This window comes from Coleofasciculus sp. (assembly GCF_046565525.1).
Classification (GTDB): domain Bacteria; phylum Cyanobacteriota; class Cyanobacteriia; order Cyanobacteriales; family Coleofasciculaceae; genus Coleofasciculus.
On record NZ_JBKHUP010000251.1, the window covers coordinates 1 to 1,474 of the forward strand.

1 protein-coding gene is annotated in these 1,474 nt (G+C 42.3%); it reads left to right on the plus strand.

The features are described 5' to 3' along the window. Nucleotides 1-140 precede the first annotated feature (140 nt). Nucleotides 141-1,406, plus strand: coding sequence for an RNA-guided endonuclease InsQ/TnpB family protein (locus tag ACLGGO_RS35545; RefSeq protein ID WP_446422847.1), 1,266 nt, complete (start codon nt 141-143; stop codon nt 1,404-1,406). The last annotated feature ends 68 nt before the right edge of the window (nt 1,407-1,474 follow it).

A 1,474-nucleotide genomic window follows, 5' to 3' on the forward strand; every position in this document is an offset into this window, starting at 1 on the left:
TTTACAGACAAGCGATAGTGAAAGCCCCCGTCTTTCAAGCGGGGGATGAAACTGAGCAAATCGTACAGATAGCGGGATAAATCCCGCACGAATTTCTTGTTTAATGATACACTATAACTACAAACAAGAAGGTGATGAATTTGTACGGATGTCAACAGGTACTATTGACTCCAAATACCGATTTGTCGGCAATACTTGAATACATCTGTTCTGAGGCAAATAAGCTGACGAACTGCGGAACTTATTATGCAAGGCAAGTCTGGTTCAAGTGTCGTCAAATAATCGGTAAATACGAATTGGAGAAAGAATACAAGAACAACAAGCACTTCCAAGCCTTGCACTCCCAAGTTGCTCAACAAACATTGAGAACTGTAGCCGAGTACTTTAAATCCTTTCAGGGATTAAATAAGGCATTTAATCAAGGAAAAATAGCAGATAAACCCAGACCGCCCCGGTATCAGAAAAAGGGCGGTCTGGCTGTTGTTGCTTATCCCAAACAAGCTCTCAAGCTTAAAGACGGGTTAATCCGCCTTCCTCTAGGAACACTGGTTAAAACCTGGTTTAAGCTTTCAGAGTTCTTCATCCCAATGCCCTCCAATCTGGACTTTAAGGACATTAAAGAACTGAGAATACTGCCTCGTAACGGTTGTTTTTATGTCGAGTTTGTCTACGGCATTTCTTGTACTAAAGCCGATGTTGATACAAACAATGTTCTAGGAATTGACCCAGGACTGAACAATTGGCTAACCTGTGTCTCTAACGTGGGAACCAGCTTCATTGTTGATGGTCGTAAACTCAAAAGTCTTAATCAGTTCTACAACAAACGAGTAGCGACCCTCAAAAAAGGAAAGTCTCAAGGATTTTGGAACGAAAACTTAGCATCCTTAACTGAAAAACGCAATCGTCAAATCAGGGATGCAGTGAATAAAGCAGCGAGAATTGTTATCAATCGCTGTCTTCGACACCGAATTGGAACAATCGTCTTCGGATGGAACCAGCGCCATAAAGATGGAATTGAGTTGGGAAAAAAGAACAATCAAGAATTTGTTCAAGTTCCTACCTCTCGTCTTAAAGAAAGAATCCGAAAATTGTGTGAACAATATGGAATTCAGTTTGTAGAAACTGAAGAAAGCTACACATCTAAAGCTAGTTTTCTTGACAACGATCTTCTGCCTGTATTCGGCAACAAGCTGGAAGGGTGGAAGCCGAGTGGAAAACGAACCAAGCGTGGAATGTATCGCACAAAAAAAGGAGAATTTATCAACGCCGATTGCAATGGCGCTGCTAATATTCTCCGCAAAGTAGAGATACAGCTAGGTCTTGATCTAGCCAAGGTCAGTAGGGCGTTTTTGACTGCGCCATCCAGGGTTTTTCTCTGGAACTCTAAGAAGATAAAACTTTCATGACGTGGCTTCTAGCCCGTCCTGTAGTATCCGCTTAGAATCCCCCGCGCTTTAGCCGGGGGAGAAGTCAA